We start from the raw sequence: 19966 nt of genomic DNA on the forward strand, positions 1-19966 counted from the left end.
CGATGACCGCAACGGACGGGGGACACATGAGGGCAGACGACATCAACGAGATCATCCGGGCGACGAATCTGTATGCGCGAGGCCTGGATCTGGGGAACCCCGACGAGGCGGCTTCGGCGTTCACGGCCGATGCCGTCTGGGACGCGACCGCGGTCGGGCTGGAGCGCTACGAAGGCCAGGAGGCGATTCACGCCTTCTTCGTCGCCGATGCGGCGGCCGTCGAGCGCGGTGCGCACATCCTGACCAATCACATCGTCGACTTCGACGACGACGATCACGCGCACGGCACCAACTACGTGTACGCCGAGTGCGAGATGCGGAACGGCGCGGCGATCAAGGCCATCGCACTCAATCGGGACGAGTACGTACGGACATCGGACGGCTGGAGGATCTCCGCGAGAGTCATCACGCCGATGCTGACCCCGCAGATGGACGGGTTCGAAGTCTGATTCCGGGCGATGCCCGAGTAGCGAGTTCGGTGAGCGCCTTCTCGACTCCGAGGGGTCGAGAAGGCGCTCACCGTTCCCGTACCCGGGCGAGTCGGCCGCGCACGAAGAGCTGCGAACTAGGAGGAACAAGATATGGACAAGACGGAACCGATCATCGTGGTCGGCGGTGGGCTCTCGGGTCTGGCGACGGCATTGGCGGCTGCGACGCAGGGCAGGCCCGCAGTCGTTCTCGAAGCAGCCGACCTGGTCGGCGGAGCCGCAGCGTACTCGGGCGGTCAGGTGTGGTGCGGCGCCAACCACGTCGCCGCGCGGGAAGGCATCGAGGACTCCCTCGACCTCGCCGAGACCTACATTCGAGATGTCGCACGACATCTCGCGCCCGAGACGCTCGACGACGACGCATTCACGCGATGGCTGCAGACCTCGCCCGCGGCGATGAAGTTCTGGGAGGACCTCGGTGCGATCGCCTGGACGGTGATCCCGGGTCTGGCCGACTACCACAATGAAGCCGACGGCGCGCTTCCGCAGGGCCGCTACCTCACCAACGAGGTGATCGACGGATCCACCCTCGGACCATGGCGCGAGAAGTTGCGCTACAGCCCGTACTTCCCCGTCGGGACCACTTACCGTGAGCTTCTGGAGAAGGGGCGTCGAGCGACGTACGTCGACGACGACGGGCACGACGGCACGGCCGCCAAGCACTCGCACGCCGGCCTGCCCGCCTTCGGGCTCGCCGACGACAACGGCTTCGACGGACCGGACGCCGGGGATCCGTTGACGTACGGAACCGGCGTGGTGGCGTCGTTCCTGCGACGAGTCTTGGCCGAACCCTCGATCGACATCCGCCTCGCGCACCGCGTGACAGCACTGCTCCAGGACGTCGACGGTGCGGTGAGCGGAGTCCGTGCTTCATCGCCGGCCGGCGATGTCGAGTTCCGCGGACCCGTCGTTCTCGCCACCAGCACCTACGACTGGGACCCGGAGGCGGTCTCGGACATCCTGGGGCTCGATCCCGAGGACTGGGGTTCGGTGGCGCCGGAGTCGATCCGCGGTGACGGCCTGCGGCTCGCGCGGTCGGTCGGCGGCGAACTCGCTCGGATCCCGGCCAATGCCACTCCGATCCTGCCGGGCTGGCGCTCGCAGGTCGGGACGGGATTCGGCTACGGGCCGGAGTACGCGATGCCGCATTCGATGATCGTGGATCGAAGCGGTCGACGCTACTGCAACGACTCGTACTGGGTCGACATCTGCCGCAAGACGCTGGACCCCGACGATCGTCACCTGCCGTTCTTCCTCATCTGGGACGATCAGCACCGGCGCAAGTACGGATTGGCCGCGACGCCGCCGGGCGGCGAGTATCCCGAGGGCTGGGTGCAGCAGGGTGCGACGCTGGCCGAACTCGGTGAGAAGCTCGACATCGACGGAGCGGAGCTGACGAAGACCGCGCACCGGTTCAGCGGGTTCGCACGCGACGGGAAGGACCCGGACTTCGGTCGAGGCAGCGTCGACTACGTCAACCGCTTCGCCGGCGACCCGGACAACGCTCCGTCGCCGGTCCTCGGGCCGATCGAGGAGGCTCCGTTCTACGGGATCCGACTGCGGTTCGTGGGTACCGGGATCGGGACGAGCGGTGTGCACATCGACGGTGACGGGCACGTTCTCGACCGGTCCGGGGCACCGATCGACGGTCTGTACGCCGCGGGCTCGGTCGCCGCATTGACCACGACGGGAACGGCGTACAACTCCGGGATCGCCCTGGGCCGCGGTCTGACTCTGGCATATCTCATCGGACACGAGTTGGCGGGCAAGCCGATTCCCCGGCAGGCCGAACCGACTCATCACGATCACGAACGGGTCGGCGACCACGCACAGATGGGAGCGGTCCATGGGTGAGCGAATGGCGGGCAAGGTCGCGTTCATCACCGGTGCGGCGCGAGGTCAGGGGCGCAGCCACGCGATCCGGCTGGCGGAGGAGGGCGCCGACATCATCGGCGTCGATCTGTGCGCCGACATCGACTCGGTGTCGACGTACTCGCTCGCGACACGCCAAGACCTGGAAGAGACGGTCGAGCTGGTCGAGAAGACCGGTCGGCGGATGGTCGCCGAGGTCGCCGACGTCCGCGATCTGGACCGACTGCAGGCTGCCTTCGACATCGGCCTGGCCGAGTTCGGTCACGTCGACACGGTCGTGGCGAACGCGGGCATCGCGTCGTTCGCCAAATCGTGGGAGCTGACGTCGGACGAGTGGCAGGACATGCTCGATGTGAATCTGACGGGCGTGTTCCACACCGCCAAGGTGGCGATGCCGTCGATGATCTCCGCAGGCGGCGGGTCGATGGTGTTCATCTCCTCGATCGGCGGGCTCAAAGGGATCCAGCATGTGGCGCACTACGTGTCGACGAAGCACGGGATCGTCGGACTGATGCGGACGATGGCGAATGAGCTGGCACCACACGGGATCCGGGTGAACACGGTGCATCCGACGAATGTCGACACCGCGATGATCCAGAACCCCGGCACGTACGGGATGTTCGCGCCGGACGTCGCTGAGCCGACGGTCGACGACGCCCGCGAGGGCTTCCTGTCACTCAACGCCCTGCAGGTGCCGTGGGTCGAGTCGATCGACATCAGCAACGCGGTGCTGTTCCTGTCGAGCGACGAGGCCCGCTACGTCACCGGTGTCACGTTGCCGGTCGACGCGGGCGCGGCGATCCGCTGACGCTTCGGCGGATCGGAGGGCCCGCGCCGGGTCGATCGTCGACCAACGATTGACACTGTGGTGATAATCATATTTACTATGATCATGAAATGGCGAGCGGATGGTCTCCGATCGTCAGCATCGATTCCCGCCGGCAGCCGGCGTCGCCCCGGAGATCACGGGTGCACCTCTCCCGTGATCTCCGGGTACTCGAAAGGAAACTCCCATCCAATGAAGATCCGAACGACGAAGACCGCACTCATCGCGGTGGCATCAGTGGCTGCGCTCGCCTTGAGCGCGTGCGGTGGTGGGGGCGGGAGCCCGCAGGGCGGGCAGGGCATCGCCAAGAACATCACCATCGAGGCGGTCAACGACCAGACCGGACCGGTCGCGTATGCGGGCGTCGGGGCCAGCAAGGGTGCGCAACTGGCGGTCGACCAGGTCAACGGGCAGCACTACCTGGGAGACGGCGTCACGCTGACTCTCGACCAGGTCGACACCGCAGGCGAGATCGATCGCGCCGTCAGCGAGATGACCAAGACGATGGCCGACGACAAGGTGTCGGCCATCCTCGGACCCACCATGGCCCAGCAGGCCGCAGCGGTCGCGCCGATGGTCGGTCAGCGCAAGGTGCCGACCGTCTTCACCCAGTCCGGGGCGGACGGGGTGGTGGTCAACGACTACACCTTCCGCGCCACCGCGCCGATGGAGAGCTACTACGACATCGCCGCGAAGTGGCTCGGGGCGAACGGCCTCAAGGACGTGTCGGTCATCTACAACGCGACGTATCCGACCTTCGCCAACCTCGGGAAGACCGTCTTTCCCAAGGAGGCCGAGGCGAACGGCATCAAGATCGGCCAGTCGATCGAGGTCCAGTCGACCACTCAGGACTTCACCGGGCAGGCCCAACGAATCGCCCAGGCCGCCCCCCGCGCCGTGGTCATGATGCTGATCGCTTCGCAATCGGTGACCTTCATGAAGCAGCTGCGTCAGGCCGGTTACACGGGGCAGATCGTCGGCACCTCGGTGCAGGGATCCGGCAACGTCGCCTCCGCCGGCGCTGCCGCCGAGGGACTCGTGTATCCGGTCGACTTCTCCGCCGCGATGGAAGGCGAGACCTCGAAGCAGTTCACCGAGGCCTTCGTCGCCAAGTACGGCCAGAAACCGGACGCGTACGCCGCCGAGGGCTTCGACGCGATCTGGTGGATCGCCCGCGCGATCAAGGCGTCGAACGACTCCTCGCGCATGGGAATTCAGCGGGGCCTGGTGAAGGTCGCGAGCGAGGGATTCCCCGGCGCCATGGGGGAGCTGACCTTCGACGGCAACGACATGCGGGTCACCGGCGCGATCGTCAAGTGGTCCGGCGGCAAGGAGTCGATCGTCCGCTGAGCGGCTTGAGGCACCGAGCGATCGCCGCCCCGGCGGGGCGGCGATCGGCCCAGCGGCAGCGGTGCGACCGCTTCTACCTACTCAGAGAAAGTCCGACATGCAGGAAATTCTGAATGCAGCGACGCTGGGTTCGGTGTACCTCTTGTTCGCGCTCGGAATGGCGTTGGCATGGGGCACGATCGGCATCCTCAACTTCGCGCACGGTGCCACCTTCGTGTTCTCGGTGCTCGTCGTGCACATGATCACGAAGGCGTCCGAACTCCCCCTCCCGGTGGTGTTGATCGTCGCCGTCGTCATCGGCGCGGCACTGTCGCTGGCAACCCAGCTCCTGGTGTTCCAGAAGGTCGTCGAGGCCGGCGCCGACCGTCGTACGACCGAGCTGCGAATCATCATCGCCGGCATCGGTGTGTCCGCCATCCCCATCGCCATCGCTCAGCGTGTGAGCGGTGCGAGCCCGTTCGGGTTCGACACCGGATACGAGCCCTCGCTGTACGCGGTCGGCGGCGTCCGATTCACCACCACCACCGTCATCATCCTGGTGGCCGCGGTCGGCATCGGAGTCGGTCTGACCGCGTGGCTCAAGAAGTCCCGTCAGGGCCTGGCATTGCGCGCCATCGGCGTCGACCAGGAGATCAGCGAGGGAATGGGCGTCAACCGCGGCGCGCTGGCGCTCGGCACGATGGCCGTCGCGGGTGGGCTCGCCGGACTCGCGGGTGCACTCCTGACCCTCCAACTCGGTGCGATCTCACCCGATTCGGGCGATCCGTTGCTGATCAAGGCCTTCGCGATCATCGTGCTGGGCGGCCTCGGATCGATGGGCGGCGCCGTACTGGGGGCGTACATCCTCGCCGCATCCGAGACCCTGATGATCCATTTCGAATTCGGTACCTGGGTGGACGGGGTGTCGTTCGGGTTGATCTTCCTGGTGCTCCTGTTCCGCCCGCAGGGCATCTTCGGAACCAAGGAAGTGAGGCGCACATGAGCGACTGGTACTACTCCAACACGGTGCTGCTCCAGCAGACGCTCACCACTCTACTGATGGCGTTGAGCATCCAGATCCCGATGCGAATGGGCGTGTTCTCGTTCGCCGGCATCGGTGCCTTCGGCATCGGCGGCTACGCGGCGGCAGCAGCGATGCTGCACCTCGGATGGGCGACGCTGCCGTCGATCGTCCTCGGCATGCTCATCCCGGGCGTGGTCGTCTACCTGCTCGGCCTGATCATCCAGAAGCTGACCGGTCTCTACCTGGGCATGGCGACGATCGCGTTCACATTGATCGTCTCGGTGGTCGCCGTCAACGGCGGTGATCTCACCGGCGGAGCCGCAGGCCTGTTCGGCGCCCTCGGCGACCTCACCTTCGAGTCGATTCTGGTCGTCACGGTCGTCGTCGTGGCGATCACCCAGGTCACCGAGTCGGGCGGGCTCGGTCGTCGCATCGACGCGGTCCGGGAGGATCCCGAACTCGCCAGTGCGCTGGGGATCGACGTCGTGCGCTATCGCCGGCTCAGCTTCCTGGCGTCCGGCCTCGTCGGTGGACTCGCGGGCGGCATCACGACGCTGCTGCGCAGCACGATCACCCCGGCGGAGGTCAACTTCCATCTCGTCGTTCTGGCACTGACGGTCATCGTCGTGGGCGGCACGCGATCGTGGATCGGTGTCGCCATCGGCTCGGTCGTGTTCGTCTGGCTGCCGACCGTGGTGTCGTTCGTCGGCGAGTGGGAAGAGTTCATCTACGGCGTCGTCGTGGTCCTGGCGGCCCTGTTCCTGCCGAACGGAGTCTTCGGCGTCCTTCGCGACGCATGGCATCGGATCCGGATACGCGATGTCCGCGACGACGATGAACCCGCTCGGCCCGAGATCGTGAAGGCGGCACCGTGACGACGACCGACAGCATGGCGGGCGGTCCCACCCCGCTCCTGGAATTGACCGATGTCGCAGTGCATTTCGGCGGCGTGAAAGCGGTCGATGGAGTATCCATCACCCTCGACGAGGGCCTCATCTACGGGATCATGGGATCGAACGGATCGGGGAAGTCGACGCTGCTCGGCGCCGTGACCCGGCTCAACCCGCTGACCCGGGGCAGGCTCGAGTTCGACGGCGTCGACTTCACCCGGGTGAGACCGCACCAGGTGGCACACCTGGGTGTGGCCCGAACCTTTCAGACGGTACGCCTCATCGACGACCGCACCGTCGCCGACAACGTCCGGCTCGGGCTTGACACCGTTCCGCGTGGTCGCCGCCGCGAGCTCGAATCGACGGTCGACGAAGTGATGGAACGCGTCGGAATCACCGGGGTGCGGCGGATGCGCCCCAGCGAACTGTCGTACGGGATGCAGCGTCGCGTCGAGATCGCGCGAGCGATCGTCGGGCGGCCGCGACTGCTGCTTCTGGACGAGCCGACCGCCGGCATGAACACCGGCGAACGCGATGAGATCAGCGAACTGATGCGTGCGCTGCAGCGGGAGGGTCTCACGCAGCTGCTCGTCGAGCACGACGTGCAGATGATGGTCGACGTCTGTGACTACCTGTTCGGCATGAATCAGGGAGAACTGATCGCCGAGGGCGACCCGGACAGCGTCGTCGCCGACGAAGCCGTCCGCGAGTCCTATCTAGGAAAGCGGGTGAACGATGATGCTTGAAGTCAATGATCTGCACGTCAGTTACGGCGCCGTCAACGCGGTCCAGGGTGTCTGCCTGCGCGCCGACGTCGGTGAGGTCACGCTGGTGCTCGGACCGAACGGCGCGGGAAAGACGACGAGCCTGCGAGCGGTCGCCGGCTATCACCGACCGAACTCCGGATCGGTCCTCGTCGACGGCACAGACCTCGCGGGCAGTCGGGCCCACAGGATGGTCGGCAACGGGCTGGTCCTCGTCCCCGAGGGACGCCGGGTCTTCTCGACGCTGACCGTCGAAGAGAATCTGCGGATCGGCGGGTACCGAGCACCCCGGTCGGCCGTCGAAGAGACGATCGCCGAAGTGTACGAGCAGTTTCCGATCCTGGCCGACCGCAGGCATCAGCAGGCCGGTCTGCTCAGCGGCGGCGAACAGCAGATGCTCGCCTTCGGCCGAGCCGTCATGTCTCAACCGAAGGTCATCTTGATGGACGAACCGTCGATGGGACTGGCACCGACGATGGTCGACTCGGTGATGAAGAAGGTTCGGGAGATCGCCGATCGCGGTATCGCCGTGCTGATCGTCGAGCAGAACGCCGACGCCGGCCTCAGCATCGCCGACAGCGTTGCGGTCATCACGCGAGGGAAGACCGTCTGGACAGGCGATGCCGCCGACGCGGACAAGGCGGCGATGCACGCGATGCTCGGCGAGGCGGCGCTGGCGGGAGGCGATTGAGATGGCCACGCCGCTCCACGCGCAGACGGCCTCCGAGGTGCCCGGGACGAAGAACATCGAGAAGCTGGCCGACGCCAGACTCACCGCATCTGCCGAGGCGACCCTGCTCGCCGAGCAGACCGAGTGCACCTTCTGCTTCCTCGACGCCGACGGAGGGCCGACGGCCGTGGTGCTCAGCTTCGCCGTCGCCGGCGGTCATTTCTGGATCACGAGCGTGGCCGGGCGCGTCCAGGTCCGCGGAGTGGAGCGGGATCCGCGGGTCTGTCTCGTCGTCTCCGGCACGGGCACCGGTAGGCCGGGTCGCCAGATGGTGGCGATCCAGGGCACGGCGACCGTCCACCGCGACATCGCCGGTCTGGGTGACGAACTCGACCTGCTCGTCAGGCGGCTCGCTCCCGAGCACCCGGAGAAGTTCCGCGCGCTGCTGCTGAGCCCGGGGCGTCTGCTCATCGAGGTGACCCCGACGGCGACGGTCGCCAGTCACGATTCGCGCAGGCTGGCGGGCGACGGACGAGGCGGACCGGCCCCGACCGGCACCGACACGAAAGGCCGATGACGATGACCGAGGTGGTCTCGACAGCAACGGGCACGGTCGTTCCCAGCATCGGTGACTGGTTGGCGCAGTGCGCGCACCGGTCGTCGACGATCGAGGTCGACGGGGTGAGGACCACGGCGGCGGCGCTCGATGCGACGGCGCCGCGCGGGGCGGCCGGGCTCCGGGCCCTCGGACTCGAGACCGGTGATCGCGTGGGCGTGGTGATGAAGGCGTCGGTGGCCGCACTGCACGCATGGTTCTCGATCGCCCGAGCCGGGCTCGTCGAAGTCCCCTTGAATCCGGACAGCGGCCCGATGCTGCTGAAGCACTGCCTCGAGCAGGCCGCGGTTCGCGCGGTGATCTGCGATGCCGAGTACCGCGACATGGTCGATGAGATCGCCGGGGGCATTGCGACGGTGATCGTCGCCGGCGTCGGTGCGAGCGGTGTCGACGAGTTCGATGAGCTGTTGCGGGCTCCGGTCGTGGACCTGCCCGCGGTGGACCCCCGATCGACCGCGGTCATCCTGTACACGTCGGGGACCACCGGACCGCCGAAGGGCGTCCTGCTGAGTCATCGCGCCAACGTCAATCTGGCTCGTCACACCGTGGGACTCATGGAGTACACCGCCGAGGACCGCCTCTACAGCGTGTTCCCGCTGTACCACTCGAATGCCAGGTACTGCTCGGTGATGGCGGCGATCGAAGTCGGCGCCGACCTGATCATGCACCGACGATTCTCCGCCGGCAGATTCTGGGACATCTGCCGCGAGGAGAAGATCACCGCCTTCAACTATCAGGGTGCGATGATGAGCATCCTGTTCAAGCAGGAGCCGGGAGACGGCGACCGGGATCACCGGGTTCGGGCGGCGTTCGGGGCGCCGTGTCCGAAGGAGATCTTCGATGCCGTCGAGGCTCGTTACGGAATCGAGCTCACCGAGATCTACGGGAGCACCGAGGTCTCGATAGTCTGCGACATGCCGCCGTCCCGGAGACGGATCGGGACGGCGGGAACCGAGTCGGTGAACTATCACGTCGCCGTCGTCGACGAGTACGACGAACCCGTCGCGCCCGGGGCGATCGGTGAGATCGTGGTCCGGCCGAAGAAGGCGGGCTTCATGTTCGACGGCTACGACGGTCGGCCGACCGCATCGGTGCAGGCATGGCAGAACCTGTGGTTTCACACCGGGGACCGCGGGCGACTGGACGATGACGGCTTCTTGACCTTCGTCGACCGGGTGAAGGACACGATTCGGCGGCGCGGTGAGAACGTCTCGTCGTGGGAGATCGAGCGAGTGGTCGCAGGCGAACCCGACGTCGTCGCGGTCGCCGCCTACGGCCTCCCCTCGGAGCTGTCTGAGGAGGAGGTGGCGATCGCAGTGGTGCCGACACCGGGCACTCGGCTCGAGCCCGCAGCCCTCGTCGACCGCATCGACCCCCGATTGACGTCCTTCGCGCGGCCACGGTACGTCCGCGTGATGGATGCGCTACCGCTGACGCACAGCCAACGCGTCGAGAAGTACCGCCTGCGGGCCCAAGGCGTGACTGCCGACACCTGGGACAGGGAAGGCGCGAGCGAATGAACGACGAGCGCATGAACGACCGGCGATTCCGGATCGACGATGTCGGAGACGGGGTGCGGCTGGTGACCATGTGTCGACCGGCCAAGCTCAATGCGATGGACCGACAGTGGTTCGCCGAGCTGACCGAGTGGACGTCCGAGCTCGGCGAGGCGTCCGACGTGCGGGCCGTTGTGCTGACCGGGGAGGGGCGGGCGTTCTCGGCCGGCGGTGATATCGACATGTTCGCTGATCTGGACGGTGACGTCTCTCGGGTGCGACCGCATCTGCGACGCGTTTACGAGGCCTTCCATCACGTGGAGACCTGCGCGGTGCCGGTGATCGGTGCGGTCAACGGCATCGCCTTCGGCGGCGGCACCGAGTTGGCGCTGGCCTGCGACATCGTGGTCGCCGGTGAGTCGGCGGAGTTCTCGTTCAAAGAGGTCACCGTCGGATTGATGCCGGGATACGGGGTGATCCGCGCGCCCGAGGTGATGGGGCGCCACTGGACAAGGTATCTCGCTCTGACCGGACGAACCGTCGGACCCCGCACGATGGAACGTGCCGGACTCGTGATCGAGACCTTCGCCGACGAGCTCCTGGTCGAGCGGGCGGTCGCGATGGCGCGAGAGATCGCCGGCTTCTCGACACTCGGTGTTCGGGTCGGGAAGTCCTTCATCAATCGCGACACCGGATCGGGTTATGCGGAATCGGTGGAGGCCACGGCCCTGCTCTTCGACACCGACGACCATCGGGACGCAGTCCGGGCATTTGTCTCACGGGGGTGACCAGATCTCAGGATTGATCGATACATCATCATAATAGATGGCACCGATGGTCCCTGTTCGCTGGTTCGGTGACGGCGGCTCGCCGTGAGTCGGCAGCCGATCTCGCAGGCGTGGCCATCGCCTGAGAAAGGACTTCACAGATGACGCTGCACCGAGGTGGATCGCGACCGGAGAAGGCCGCACTGATCGTCGCGCGAGAGATCGTTCGCGACATCGATCGGCGCGGGCTGACGGTGGGCGACCGATTGCCGGCCGAGCGCGCGATGCTCGAGGGCTACGGGGTCGGGCGGGGCACGCTCCGGGAGGCGCTGCGCTTTCTGGAACTGCAGAACGTGCTGTCGTTGAAACCTGGTCCGGGAGGCGGGCCGACCATCGAGAAGCCCGACTCGTCGGCGTTGGCGAACGCGATGCTGCTGCTCCTTCAGTTCGAGAGCGCGCCGTTCTCCACCGTGGCCGAGACGCGCGGCGGGCTGGAGCCGCTCCTGGCCAGACTCGCCGCCTCACGCATGACCGACGCGGGGTTGGCCGACCTCGAGGGGTCGGTCGATCGGATGGCCGCGCATCTGAACGACCTGGAGACCTTCTTGGAGACCAACAAGGAGTTCCACAACTCGGTGGCGTGGGCGACCCAGAACTCGCTGTTCGGGTTCCTCGTCGACGCGATGCTCGACATCTTCGACGGCACCGCGGTCGGGGTTGATTACAACGAGCGTCGTCGGCAGGCCGTGCTCAAGGCGCACCGCCGGATTCTCGATGCGTTGAAGCTTCGCGACGGGGACGCGTCCGAGGCGGCGATGACCGATCACATCGACGAGTATTCGAAGTACATGGCGCGCCGATACCCCGAGGCCCTCGCCCGCCCCATCACCTGGGACATCGGTTGGCGGAACGGGCAGCTGCTCGCCTGACGGGCTCCGACCGGCCGGATCGGTCAGCGGACGCCGTACCCGGAGTCGGCCGGGTGCGGCGTCCGCTCTCGGTCACGAGCCGACCCGAGTGTCAGGCGATCGCGAAGCCGCGGTAGCCGTCGGCGGCCACCTCGTCGCAGATCCTGCGGTAGGCATCGAGCCCGCCGACATACGACATGATGACGCGCGGCTTGCCGGGAACGTTGGCGCCGGTGTACCAGGAGTCACCCTCGGGATACAGCGTCGCCTCCGCCAGTTCGGCCGCGTCGTCGGTCCACTTCCTCGACTCGTGGGCCAAGGGCTCGACGCGGGAGGCGCCCCGTCGCTCCAGTTCGGCGATGAAGTCGCCGGTCCACTCGACGTGCTGTTCGATGGCGCAGACCACGTTGGTCAGAACGTTCGGGCTGCCCGGGCCGGTCAGCATGAACATGTTGGGGAACTCGTCGACGGCGATGCCCAGGTATGTCGTCGGCCCGTCGCTCCACTTGTCCGTCAGACGACGCCCGCCGATGCCGCGGATGTCCATGCCGAGCAGGGGACCGGTGATCGCGTCGAAGCCGGTTGCGAGGACCACGGCGTCGAGTTCGTGGTTGACCCCGCCCGCCTGGATTCCGTTCTCGGTGAAGGTCTCGAGCGGTTGTTCGCGCAGGCTGACGAGGTCGACGTCGTCTCGGTTGTAGGTCTGGTAGTAGTTCGTGTCGAGGGTGATCCGCTTGGCGCCGAGTGGATACGTCCGCGGCGACAGTCGCTCGGCGAGATCGGGGTCGGAGATCACCTCGCGGATCTTGCTGCGGAAGAACTCGGCGATCGTCTCGTTCGCCTCACGGTTGGCGAACAGGTCGGGGTAGCAGGCGATCAGGTCGATCGCTCGATGGCGATTCCATCGGTCTTCGTAGATCGCCTGGCGCTCCTGGGGCGTGTGATCCAGGGCGCTCTCGGCGAGGGTGTCGGTGTACTGGCCGGTCGGGCTGGCCTTCGACCGGGCCTTGTGCTCCTCGATGCCGTCCTTGAAGTCTCGCAGTTCTTGGTCGGACAGGGCGCGATTGCCGCAGGCGAGGCTGAACGCGGGTGTCCGTTGGAACACGGTCAGATGCTCGGCCTGCTCGGCGACGAGGGGGATCACCTGGACGCCGGATGAACCGGTACCGATGACGCCGACCCGTTTGCCGGAGAAATCGACGCCGCCGGAGGGCCAGTCGGCGGTGTGGTAGACCTCGCCGGCGTAGCCGTGCAGACCGGGGAAGTCCGGGGTCATCGACGTCGACAGACACCCGACGGCGGTGACGAGGTACTTCGAGCGGGTCACCTCGCCGCTGTCGACCGTGACGAGCCACTGGCCGGCGGCGTCGTCGAACGACGCCGACACCACTCGGGTCTGGAACTGGAAGCAGGGCCGCACCTCGAGTCGGTCGGCGACGAAGTTCAGGTACCGCAGGATCTCCGGCTGCGACGGGTAGCGCTCGGTCCAGTCCCATTCCTCGATGAGGTCGGGGGAGAACGTGTACGCGTACTCCATGCTGATCACATCGCAGCGGGCGCCGGGGTAGCGGTTCCAGAACCACGTCCCGCCGACGCCGTCGCCTGCTTCGAAGGCCTGGACGGTCAAACCGAGTTCACGCAACTTGTGGACCATGTAGATGCCGGAGAAGCCGGCTCCGATCACGACGGCGTCGATCGCGGTCTTGGGCGCGCTCGTGTCGGCGGGGACAGCTGTGGGCTCGGGGGCGTTGGAGGTCATCGATGCACTTCCTCTGGAACTCTGGGGTGAGGCGATCCGCCGCCGCGGTGTCGGCGGGGCAAGCAGGGCAGTGGCCTGCATCACTATAATTATTATCATGAATAACGAGGCGATTGAAGCTTCCGGAGCCTATTGATATTCATCATTATGATTGACTAGATTGGGGATGAGACGACGGTCATAGTCGGACCTGCGGTAGGCGCAGAGATCCGCGGCTCGTGCCCGCCGACCGACAGCGCTGTGAAAGGAACGACGTGGATTTCGGAATCCTGATGGGAGACCAGCCGGTCTCAACGCCGCCCGGTGAGCATTTCGACCTGATCCTCCGCGAGGTCGAAGCCGCCCAGAAGGCGGGCTTCAAGTACTTGACGATCGGACAGCACTTTCTCTACCAGGACTTCCGGTGGTTCCAACCGATCCCGCTGCTGGCCCGACTCGCCGCAGAGCTCGACGACGACGTGCGGATCGGGACCACGGTGCTCATCGGGCCGCTCAGCCACCCGGTGCAACTCGCCGAGGACCTCGCGACGCTCGACGTGATCACGAAGGGAAAGCTCGTGGTCGGGATCGGAACCGGCTACCTCGAGCACGAGTACGAGGTCTTCGACCGGCCCTACAAGAAGCGATACAGCCTGCTCGAGGAGCAGATCGATCTGATGACGCAGCTGTGGACCCAGGACCGGGTGACCTTCCACGGCAGGTTCTGGCAGGTCGAGGATCGCCCCACGCATCTTCACCCGATCCAGAAGCCGCGCCCGCCGATCTGGCTCGGCGCGATGAAGGAGCAGGGCGTGCGCCGCGCCGCCCGCCACGGCGATGTCTGGACGATCACGCCGCAGCAGACGATCGAGCAGGTCGAAGACCTCATCGACGTCTACGTCGGTGAACGTCGGGCGCGGGGTCTCCCGTTGACGAAGTTCCCGCTGCGCCGCGAGTTGCAGATCGCCGACACCTTCGAGGAGGCGCTGAGCGATTTCGCGCGCGTCGCACGCGGCAAGTACGTCTCGTACGCCGACCAGGGAATGGGCCTGCTCGACAAGGAGCGTGTGGAGCGAGAGTTCCTCGAGAACGTGCAGGACCACGTCTTGCTGGGGTCCGGAGAGCAGGTGTGCCGGCAGATCGTCGAGATCGCGGGCCGCCTCCCGATCGGGCCGCTGCTCATCCGACCGCACTGGCCGGGCATGGACGCGGCGGCGACGACTGCGTACCTGGAGCGCGTCGGCCGTGAAGTGGTGGAGCCGCTCGCTGCTCTCGAGAGCGTGGACTTCCCCGCCGCCGCGGGTGAGTGATGCTCGGTCGATGAGACGGTGAGCAGGACGTAGAAGAGGGAGGCGAGGCCCGACCGGCCTCGCCTCCCTCTTCTATTCAGTCTCTCTCGGTCGATTCTCGGATCGCTAGGCCGTGGGCTTCTTCAGCATCAGACCCGCACGGTGGCAGATGTGAACGATCTCGTCGCGTTGGTTGAGACCGCGATGCTCGAAGTAGACGATGCCCGAGTCCGTGCGACTCTTGGACTCGCGCTTGTCGAGGATGGTGCTCTCGGCGCGGATCGTGTCCCCGTGGAAGACCGGGTTCGGGAAGTCGAACTTGGTGTAGCCGAGATTGCCGAGCGTGGTGCCCATCGTGAGGTCGTAGACGATCATGCCGCCGACCAGGCCCGCGGTGTACAGGCTGTTCATCAGCCGCTGACCGTGCGGCTGAGTGGCCATGTACTCGGCGTCCAGGTGGATCGGTGCCGGATTCATCGTGATCGAGGTGAACAGGACGTTGTCGTATTCGGTGACCGTCCGCGACCAGGCGTGACGGTACTCCTTGCCGATCTCGAACTCTTCGTACCACAGGCCGGGCATGTCTTCTCCTTACAACGGGGGGACGGGGACGTCGGGATGGGGAGGGGGATGGGGGAACGGTCGATGTGAGGACGGGAGACCGGCGAACGGTCAGGGCTGTCCGCCGTCGACGGTCAACAATGATCCTGTCGTGTACGAGCTGGCGTCGCCGGCGAGATAGAGCGCGGCTCCGGTGATCTCGGCGGGGTCGCCGCCGCGGCCCAGGGCGAAGGTCTGGGCGCGTTGGGCGAAGGCGTCGGCGTCCCAGGATCTGCTGACGTCGGTGAGGAAGGTCCCCGCGACGATCGCGTTGACACGCACATCGGGACCCAACGCATGTGCCAGTGCCACCGTCATCGCGTTCAGGCCGGCCTTCGCCGAGGCATAGGGCAGGGTGTGCGGGCGCGGGCGCTGCGACGCGCGACTGCTGATGCTGATGATCGACCCCCCGCCCTGCTTCGCCATCTGCTCGCCCGCGGCGATGGACAACCGGAACGGACCCTTCAGGTTGACGTCGAACACCTTGTCCCACAGGGCTTCGGAGATCGTCTCGACGCCGTCGTACAGCGGTGACATGCCCGCGTTGTTGATCAGGACGTCGAGCCGGCCGAACTCGCGCACCACGGCGTCGACCGTCGGTTGGGCGTCGTCCCAGTTGCCCACGTGGTAGGCCAGCGGGAGCGCACGACGCCCCGTCGACTCGCGGATCTCCTGCGCCGCGGCTTCGCACGCGTCGAGTTTGCGGCTCGCGATCACCACGTCGGCGCCCGCTTCGGCGAGGGCCTGAACCATGGCGCGGCCGAGGCCGCGGCTGCCGCCGGTGACCAGGGCGACCTTGCCGGTCAGGTCGTAGCTGGTTGCGGACATTCTTCGTCTCACACTCCTGAGGTCGATCATGGACTTCGGTTTCACCGATCGCGTGGGCGCGGCGGCGGCGGGAACTGCGGCGTGCGGCCGGCGAGGAAGGCGCTCGAGCCCTCCACCATGTCCGGGCTGCCGATGGCCTGCAGCAGCATGCCCAGACCGTTGCGCATCGAGTCCTGGGCGTTGTTCCAGTACAGGTTGCTGCTCAGTTTGGTGATCTCGAGATACCGGGGGCTGAGCGCTTTGATCTCGTCGATCCACTCGCCGACACGGTCGAGCAGTCGATCGCCGGGAACGACCTCGTTGATGAGGCCGAGTTCGAGCGCCTGCCGGGCGGTGTAGCGGCGGCACAGCATCGCCATCTCCTTGGCCCGCTTCTCGCCGATCTGGATCGGCAGCACATTGGTGGCCCCCAGTACCGGTGATGAACCGACGCGGGGTCCGGTCTGGCCGAAGCTGGCCTTCTCGGCCGCGATCGCGAAGTCGCAGGCGATGACGAGTTCGTTGCCGCCGCCCGCGGCCGGACCGTTGACTGCCGCGATCACCGGCCGCGGACAACTGCGGATCGCATCGCACACCTGCAGCGATGCGGTGAACAGCTCGCGCAGCAGGGCGGGATCCGGGTCGTCGAGCTGGTCGAGCGCACCGCCCGCGCAGAACCCGCGGCCCGCGCCGGTCAAGACCACCGCGTGCGCGTCCGACGCCGATTTGAAGGCATCGATCATGGCACGCGCCATGTCGATGTCGTAGGCGTTCAGCCGGTCGGGCCGATCGAGTTCGACCCAGACCACGTCGTCTTTCCGGGTCACGTTCACGCCGCTCATCGGCGCCTCCTTCATAGCGGGAACAGATGGATGGTGCGCGCACGGACGGCTGAGACGCCGTCACCTGTCACGCATGGGCGGCGGCGAACTCCGCAGCAGGTGAGCCGACGGCCGTGCGGGCCGCAATCACGTCCCGCGGACGGTCCACGCCGAGCCATGCGGACAGGTCGCCGTTCGGTGTCGTCCAGGCGACCGCGTCGAGTTCGCCGACCTCGGTCGTCGTGATGGTCTCGGTGTCGTCGGGTCCGTGCGCCCCGACGTATTGGATCTTGTGACCGAACTGATCGGACCAGAAGTAGGGGACGGGGTCGTAGGCCGCGGCCTCGCCCAGCAGTGCGGACGCCGCGGTCGCCGCCGCGCCGCCTGCGTCGTCCCAGTGCTCCACGAGGCGGTGGCGATCCGCGCTCGGCGACCAGCGTTGCGCGACGTCGCCGACCGCTACGATCCCCGCGACCGCCGTTCGGCAGAACTCGTCGGTGAGCACGCCCCGATCGGTCGGCAGCCCGGACCCGTCGAGCCAACCGATGCAGGGGCGGACGCCGATTCCCGTGACGACGACGTCCGCGGAGATCACGGAGCCGTCGGCGAGGACGACGCCGTCGTCGGTCACCTCCTCAACCGACGTCCCGCATCGGAGGTCGATGCCCGACCACCACGGCAGCAGATGCCCGGCCACGGCCTGGCCGAGGGTGTTCGCCAGTGGCGCCTCGGCGTACTCGAGGCAGGTCACGTGGCAGCCGCGGGTTCTCGCCGCGGTGGCGACCTCCGCGCCGATCCAACTGGCGCCGATGATCACCACGCGGGCGCCGGGCGTCAGCCTGTCGCGCACCGACAGCGCGTCGTCGATCGTGCGGAGGGTGAACTGCTCGCCGTCACCGGGCAGCCTGATCGGAGCCGCGCCCGTCGCGATCACCAGGCCGTCGTAGGCGAGGTCGCCGGCGTCGGTGCGCAGGATCTGAGCCCGAGTGTCCACGCCGGTCGCGGTACGGCCGGTGTGGACGGTGACGTCGAGCCTGCTCGGATCGAAGGGCAGCGCGGTGCTGTCCTTCGATCCGACCAACACGTCCTTCGACAGCGGCGGCCGATCGTACGGCAGGTGCTCCTCGGCGGTGACGATGTCGATGGGGCCGGTCAACTTCTTCCGTCGCAGGGCCGACGCGACCCGCGCCGCCGCGAGGCCGCCGCCGACGACCACGACACGGCCGTCCAGCCGAACCGTTCCAGATTCCCGAGCCACCGTGCTCATCCGGCCTTCGTGTAGTGCTCTGCGAAGAGCGGGGTGTCGCCCAGGAGACGCTCACCCGGTGTGAACGTGACGGGGATCGAGTGGAATCCCGCGTTGGTCCCCTGGTCCGGGTAGGTGACGAGGTTCTCCATGTCGACCTCGTAGTCGCCCATGCGCTCGAAGACCTGCGTGAAGATCTCGCGGGCGAGCGCCTTGGCGATGTAGAGGCCCGCACAGCGATGAACGCCGACGCCGAACGCGATGTGGCGGTTGGGCCAGCGGGTGATGTCGACCTCGTCGGGATCGGCGAACTGCTCGGGGTCGCGGTTGGCCGAGGCCCAGGACAGGAGTGCGCGGTCGCCCTTGCGCACGGGGCAGCCGTGGAACTCGGCGTCGGACATGACGGTGCGGGCCAGCGCCTGCGTCGGGGAGAACACGCGCAGGAACTCCTCGATCGCGATGTTGAGCATGTCCGGGTTCTCGATCAGCTGCCGACGCTCGTCCTGGTTCTGGTACAGCCACACCAGGGACTGCGTCACCAGCGACGCGGTGGTGCCGACGCCGCCCGAGATCACCAACTCGAGAATGGAGTAGATCTCGTCGTCGGTCATCGGTTCGCCGTTGACCTCGGCGTCGATGAAGTAGGTGGTGACGTCGTCGCCCGGGTGCTCGCGGCGGTAGCGGATGTGTTCGCGCACCGTCGCCTCCACCCACGGAACCGAGATCTCGGCGGCATGCCGGTATTCGTCCGAGCCGGGAGCGGCGGAGACGAGCGTGTGCATCGCGTCGACGTACACCTGGTATTCGGCGGGATCCAGTCCCAGCCAGTCGATGACGGCCATCGCGGGCACGCCGGCGACGATGGCCAGGTCGGCTTCGCCGGTCTCGATCACCGAGTCGACGATTCCGGTGACGTAGTGCTTGATCATCGGCTCGAGCTTCTCCACCGCCTTGGGGGCCGTCACCTTGTTGATCAGCTTGCGGTACGGCGCCGAGTTCGGCGGATCGATCTCGATCGGGATGTGGAACTGCGTCGGCGCCTTCGGAATGGTCACCGCCAGGCCGGGGCCGCCGTACTCGTCGTGGCGGGCCGAGGAGAACATGTCGTCGTCGCGCGAGGCCTCGTACACCGAGGCGTAATCGGACAGGACCCAGAAGCCGCCGTGTGCCTCGCTCCACGCCACCGGTGTCTGTTCACGCAGCTTCTTGTAGATGGCCACATGGTCGCGGGTGTGCTCCGGTGAATGGTGATCGAACTGCGTAACCGGGCAGCGGGGCTCGTGGGTCACTGTGCTCTCCTTATTGTGTGCCGTCTCACTATGACTATGATAATAGTTATTACCAGTTGGACGTCAAGTGGCGGGTCTCGGTCGATCGGGGCTCCACGGTTCGACTGCTGGTCACCGCCCATGAAGGAAGGTCAGACAGATGAGGATTCAGGCAGATCAGTCGAAGTGTCAGGGCCACGGCCTGTGCCGGATGTCGGCTCCGGACGTCTACGACTCGGATGACGAGGGGCAGGTCGTCGTGCGCTTCGCCGGTGCGATCCCGGCGGAACTCGAAGACGCCGCTGTCCTGGGTGTCGAGTCGTGTCCGGAAGTCGCGCTCACGGTCATCGACGACTGACCCGGCAGACCACGCAGAACGACGCGGCCGAGCCGAACGCCACTGAGAGCTCAGTGCGGTGTTCGGCTCGGCCGCGTCTGTCGTAGTGTCGGGGTGCCTCGTGGGGAGGGCGACGAGCCTTCGCGGACACCTTCTTGCGACGATGACCGGGACTCCGCCGGACCGGAATCCGGCGGAGCCCCGAGCGCG

General features: G+C 66.8%; 20 protein-coding genes. 14 read left to right on the forward strand and 6 right to left on the reverse strand.

What is annotated here, in order from left to right; genetic code table 11:
• Nucleotides 1-26: 26 nt before the first annotated feature.
• The 12 genes from AAFO60_RS17185 to AAFO60_RS17240 all read left to right on the forward strand — a co-directional run bounded on the left by AAFO60_RS17185 (nucleotide 27) and on the right by AAFO60_RS17240 (nucleotide 11671).
• Nucleotides 27-449: a nuclear transport factor 2 family protein gene (locus tag AAFO60_RS17185; RefSeq protein ID WP_347957453.1), complete on the forward strand. Its 423-nt coding sequence runs from the start codon at nucleotides 27-29 to the stop codon at nucleotides 447-449.
• Nucleotides 450-581: 132 nt separating this feature from the next.
• Entirely contained in the window at nucleotides 582-2342 is a 1761-nt protein-coding gene (locus AAFO60_RS17190) for an FAD-dependent oxidoreductase (protein ID WP_347957454.1), read from the forward strand.
• Entirely contained in the window at nucleotides 2335-3168 is an 834-nt protein-coding gene (locus AAFO60_RS17195) for a mycofactocin-coupled SDR family oxidoreductase (RefSeq protein ID WP_347957455.1), read from the forward strand. Before AAFO60_RS17190 ends, AAFO60_RS17195 begins: the two co-directional genes overlap by 8 nt.
• A 210-nt stretch (nucleotides 3169-3378) precedes the next feature.
• Entirely contained in the window at nucleotides 3379-4536 is a 1158-nt protein-coding gene (locus AAFO60_RS17200) for an ABC transporter substrate-binding protein (RefSeq protein WP_347957456.1), read from the forward strand.
• Between the two features lie 97 nt (nucleotides 4537-4633).
• Nucleotides 4634-5518, forward strand: a complete 885-nt coding sequence (locus AAFO60_RS17205; protein ID WP_347957457.1) for a branched-chain amino acid ABC transporter permease — start codon at nucleotides 4634-4636, stop codon at nucleotides 5516-5518.
• A complete protein-coding gene (locus AAFO60_RS17210; protein WP_347957458.1) occupies nucleotides 5515-6414 on the forward strand; it encodes a branched-chain amino acid ABC transporter permease in 900 nt (299 codons plus the stop codon). The genes AAFO60_RS17205 and AAFO60_RS17210 overlap by 4 nt, the downstream gene beginning before the upstream one ends.
• Before the next feature lie 14 nt (nucleotides 6415-6428).
• Nucleotides 6429-7175: an ABC transporter ATP-binding protein gene (locus AAFO60_RS17215; protein ID WP_347957518.1), complete on the forward strand. Its 747-nt coding sequence runs from the start codon at nucleotides 6429-6431 to the stop codon at nucleotides 7173-7175.
• Entirely contained in the window at nucleotides 7165-7884 is a 720-nt protein-coding gene (locus AAFO60_RS17220) for an ABC transporter ATP-binding protein (RefSeq protein ID WP_347957459.1), read from the forward strand. Before AAFO60_RS17215 ends, AAFO60_RS17220 begins: the two co-directional genes overlap by 11 nt.
• A 1-nt stretch (nucleotide 7885) precedes the next feature.
• The gene (locus tag AAFO60_RS17225) at nucleotides 7886-8440 is read left to right on the forward strand and encodes a pyridoxamine 5'-phosphate oxidase family protein (RefSeq protein WP_347957460.1); all 555 of its coding nucleotides are present in this window, start codon (nucleotides 7886-7888) and stop codon (nucleotides 8438-8440) included.
• Nucleotides 8437-9999, forward strand: coding sequence for an AMP-binding protein (locus AAFO60_RS17230; protein WP_347957461.1), 1563 nt, complete (start codon nucleotides 8437-8439; stop codon nucleotides 9997-9999). The genes AAFO60_RS17225 and AAFO60_RS17230 overlap by 4 nt, the downstream gene beginning before the upstream one ends.
• Nucleotides 9996-10763, forward strand: coding sequence for an enoyl-CoA hydratase/isomerase family protein (locus AAFO60_RS17235; protein ID WP_347957462.1), 768 nt, complete (start codon nucleotides 9996-9998; stop codon nucleotides 10761-10763). Before AAFO60_RS17230 ends, AAFO60_RS17235 begins: the two co-directional genes overlap by 4 nt.
• 140 nt (nucleotides 10764-10903) lie before the next feature.
• On the forward strand, nucleotides 10904-11671 hold the full coding sequence (locus AAFO60_RS17240; protein WP_347957463.1) for a FadR/GntR family transcriptional regulator: 768 nt from the start codon (nucleotides 10904-10906) through the stop codon (nucleotides 11669-11671).
• Nucleotides 11672-11762: 91 nt separating this feature from the next.
• On the opposite strand, the gene AAFO60_RS17245 is transcribed toward AAFO60_RS17240, so the two are convergent.
• Complete coding sequence (locus AAFO60_RS17245; RefSeq protein WP_347957464.1) at nucleotides 11763-13409, reverse strand: flavin-containing monooxygenase; 1647 nt, start codon at nucleotides 13407-13409, stop codon at nucleotides 11763-11765.
• Between the two features lie 254 nt (nucleotides 13410-13663).
• On the opposite strand from AAFO60_RS17245, the gene AAFO60_RS17250 reads away from it, so the two are divergent.
• Nucleotides 13664-14698, forward strand: coding sequence for an LLM class flavin-dependent oxidoreductase (locus tag AAFO60_RS17250; protein ID WP_347957465.1), 1035 nt, complete (start codon nucleotides 13664-13666; stop codon nucleotides 14696-14698).
• 105 nt (nucleotides 14699-14803) lie between these two features.
• Here the strand turns inward: AAFO60_RS17250 and AAFO60_RS17255 are convergent, their stop codons facing one another.
• From AAFO60_RS17255 to AAFO60_RS17275, 5 genes are all read right to left on the reverse strand, one after another.
• Complete coding sequence (locus tag AAFO60_RS17255) at nucleotides 14804-15259, reverse strand: MaoC family dehydratase (RefSeq protein WP_347957466.1); 456 nt, start codon at nucleotides 15257-15259, stop codon at nucleotides 14804-14806.
• Between the two features lie 90 nt (nucleotides 15260-15349).
• On the reverse strand, nucleotides 15350-16105 hold the full coding sequence (locus AAFO60_RS17260) for an SDR family NAD(P)-dependent oxidoreductase (RefSeq protein WP_347957467.1): 756 nt from the start codon (nucleotides 16103-16105) through the stop codon (nucleotides 15350-15352).
• Nucleotides 16106-16146: 41 nt separating this feature from the next.
• Nucleotides 16147-16926, reverse strand: coding sequence for an enoyl-CoA hydratase/isomerase family protein (locus tag AAFO60_RS17265; protein ID WP_347957468.1), 780 nt, complete (start codon nucleotides 16924-16926; stop codon nucleotides 16147-16149).
• A gap of 67 nt (nucleotides 16927-16993) precedes the next feature.
• Nucleotides 16994-18172 (reverse strand): FAD-dependent oxidoreductase, encoded by a 1179-nt coding sequence (locus tag AAFO60_RS17270; protein WP_347957469.1) that lies wholly within the window; start codon nucleotides 18170-18172, stop codon nucleotides 16994-16996.
• Nucleotides 18169-19440, reverse strand: a complete 1272-nt coding sequence (locus AAFO60_RS17275; RefSeq protein ID WP_347957470.1) for a cytochrome P450 — start codon at nucleotides 19438-19440, stop codon at nucleotides 18169-18171. Before AAFO60_RS17275 ends, AAFO60_RS17270 begins: the two co-directional genes overlap by 4 nt.
• Nucleotides 19441-19579: 139 nt before the next feature.
• Here AAFO60_RS17275 and AAFO60_RS17280 point away from each other — a divergent pair, with 139 nt between their 5' ends.
• Nucleotides 19580-19777 carry a ferredoxin gene (locus AAFO60_RS17280; protein ID WP_347957471.1) on the forward strand — a complete coding sequence of 66 codons (198 nt, stop codon included), beginning with the start codon at nucleotides 19580-19582 and terminating at the stop codon, nucleotides 19775-19777.
• The last annotated feature ends 189 nt before the right edge of the window (nucleotides 19778-19966 follow it).

It is taken from the genome of Gordonia aichiensis (assembly GCF_039946255.1).
In the GTDB taxonomy this organism is placed as follows: domain Bacteria; phylum Actinomycetota; class Actinomycetes; order Mycobacteriales; family Mycobacteriaceae; genus Gordonia; species Gordonia aichiensis_A.